Here is a 2,899-nt window from a genome sequence, read left to right as displayed (position 1 = left end):
TGCCACGATGCTTTGAAAATACTGAACTTCTATATAGAAAAGAGGTCAGTAAACTATGTTGTAGATGTAGACATAAAAGGGTTCTTTGACAATGTTGACCACAAATGGATGATGGAGTTCTTAAAACTCCGAATCGTTGACCCAAACTTACTAAGAATAATCGGTAGGTTTCTTAAGGGTGGATATATGGAAGAAGGAAAGAAATACAAAACAGATATTGGTACACCGCAAGGTGGAGTAATATCTCCTGTATTAGCTAATGTCTATCTTCATTATGTACTTGACTTATGGTTCGAGAAAAGTGTCAAGAAACAGTGCGATGGACAAGCATACCTAGTAAGGTATGCGGATGATTGTGCGCCACGAAGGCGCTTCCAAGTTGTGTTAGCAACTTGAAGACAGCTACGCTGTACAAATGATGGCGGTAGGTCCGCCGAAATCGCCATGCAGGTGGAGGTTTCAAACTACCTTAAGGTGCTTTAGTCAAAAGCTATGGTATTGAGCGTTAAGGAAAAGGCAATCAAGAATTGTCAAGTGAGTGTTATGGAGATGAACGAGCAAGTGAACCATTTACGAAAATGTCGAAAGCGTAGAGATTCCATCAAAACCAGGGGGTAGTCGTTAATCTGGGATAAGCTTAGAGGAAACCTGTTTACTGTCTAAGCGGTGGGCGGCATAAAGGTGGCATGAACATAACATAGGCGTTTGTACGGAACGTGGGAACCCACGGACTGATGACAAGGGAGTAATTCAAGCGGAAGAACCGTAAGAAGAGAGTACCAATGCAGTCATGGGGGCAGATTGGGTTGTAGTAGTGATGAAATTTCTGTAATGGAAATGGAGCGAAGAACCCGAATTATCCAGTTTCAAGGATAAGTCAACTTTGAGAGGAGGAGGAGCTTATGCAAGAAACAAAGCCATTCAATATCTCTAAAAACGCAGTAGTAACAGCGTTTGAAAGAGTGAAAGCAAATAGTGGAACATACGGAGTAGATGAACAATCCATAGAAGAATTTGAGATAAATAAGAAAGATAATCTCTATAAAATATGGAACCGTATGTCATCAGGAAGTTATATCCCTAAACCAGTAAGAGCAGTTGCGATTCCAAAGAAAAACGGAGGAACTAGAATACTAGGTATTCCTACGGTGGAAGATAGAATTGCACAAATGGTCGCAAAACTATACTTTGAGCCAACAGTAGAACGTATCTTCTACGAAGATTCTTATGGATATCGTCCAAATAAATCAGCCATACAAGCGTTAGAAACAACGAGAACTAGATGTTGGAGAAAAGACTGGGTACTCGAGTTCGACATCAAAGGACTGTTTGATCATATCAGACATGATTATTTGATAGAAATGGTAAAACGTCATACCAAGGAGAAATGGATTATCTTATACATCGAAAGATGGTTAAAGACACCGTTTCAAATGGAAGATGGCACATTAGAACCTAGAACTGCGGGCACACCACAAGGTGGAGTTATTAGTCCAGTACTCGCGAATCTGTTTCTACATTATACTTTTGATGATTTTATGGAAAAAGAATTCAAATCAGTACCTTGGGCAAGATATGCCGATGATGGAATTGCACACTGTGTATCACTAAAACAAGCAAAATATCTCCAAAAGAGACTTCAAGAAAGATTTGAGCAATTTGGGTTAGAACTAAATCTAGAGAAAACCAAAATAGTTTATTGTAAAGACGATGACCGAAAGGGTAATTATCATAATATTTCATTTGATTTTCTGGGATACACATTTAGACCAAGACACTCAAAGAACAAATTCGGAAAGTTCTTTACGAACTTTCTTCCAGCAATAGCCGAGAAAGCGAAGAAAGCAATCCGAAAAGAAGTCAGAAGTTGGAGGCTCCAACTAAAAGTAGATAAAGACTTGTGTGATATCGCAAATATGTTTAACAAGAAGATACAAGGGTGGATTAACTATTACACGCATTTCTATAAATCAGAAATGTATGGTGTACTTCGTCACATCAACCTTTGCCTAGTTAAATGGGTTCGTAGGAAATACAAGAAACGAAAACACAGACGCAGAGCAGAGTATTGGCTTGGAAGCATTGCGAAAAGAGACAGAAAATTATTTGCACACTGGAAATTAGGGATATTACCAACGGCTGGATGATGGGAGCCGTATGAGCCGAGAGGTTCACGTACGGTTCTGAGAGAGACTAAGGGGGAGGTACCCTTGGTCTACTTACTTCGTGTGCTGTTTTCAACTTAAGAATGAAGCTGAGGAATTCTTTCAATCTCTAAAATTAAGACTCAAGAAGTTTAATCTGGAAATAGCCGAAGATAAAACCAAAATCATCTCTTTTGGAAGGCTTGCGGAGAAACTTGGAAAGCACCAGGGAAATGGAAAACCAGAAACCTTCGATTTTCTAGGTTTTACGCACTACTGTGGGAAGAGTAAACAAGGAAAGTTTCGAGTGAAACGGAAATCAAGTAGGAAGAAAGTACAAAGCAAATTAAAAGAGTCTAAAGAATGGCTTAAGAGGAATAGAAATAATAATATTCATATAAACATGGACAGATTCAAACGTTCGCTTATTGGCTACTTCAACTACTATTGCATCACTGATAATATTCCAAGTGTTAACATTTTCAAAGTTAAAATCGAGAACTTAATATTCAAATGGCTCAATAGAAGAAGTCAAAGGAAATCCTTTAAATGGGAGAAATACAGACTCTTCCTGAGCAAGTTTCCACTACCCTCACCAAGGGTTAAGGTGAATATCTATGATTTAAGAAAAGAAATTAGTTACACTCTGTAAATGATTACTGGAGGAGCCGTGTGCATTAATAGTGCAAGCACGGTTCTGAGAGGGGGTGGAGTGCAATTTACCGCAAGGTAAAAAGACTCCATTCTACTCGACT

The 2,899-nt window shown here is 38.8% G+C and carries 2 protein-coding genes; both read left to right on the top strand.

Going from position 1 to position 2,899, the window contains the following annotated elements; all coding sequences use genetic code 11:
• A partial coding sequence (locus CN946_RS20640; RefSeq protein WP_286134008.1) for a reverse transcriptase domain-containing protein occupies window positions 1-396 on the top strand: 396 nt, incomplete at its 5' end.
• 506 nt (window positions 397-902) lie between these two features.
• The gene (gene ltrA / locus CN946_RS20635; RefSeq protein WP_098862811.1) at window positions 903-2,147 is read left to right on the top strand and encodes a group II intron reverse transcriptase/maturase; all 1,245 of its coding nucleotides are present in this window, start codon (window positions 903-905) and stop codon (window positions 2,145-2,147) included.
• Window positions 2,148-2,899: the final 752 nt, after the last annotated feature.

This window comes from Bacillus sp. AFS053548 (genome assembly GCF_002575105.1).
GTDB lineage: Bacteria > Bacillota > Bacilli > Bacillales > Bacillaceae_G > Gottfriedia.
The sequence above is the reverse complement of the archived record's forward strand: the minus strand, read 5'-3'. Positions and strand labels throughout refer to the sequence as shown.

What these genes read in the sequence shown, in the direction of transcription:
- ltrA (WP_098862811.1), top strand. Translation starts at nt 903, where the DNA reads ATGCAAGAAACAAAGCCATTCAATATCTCTAAAAACGCAGTAGTAACA.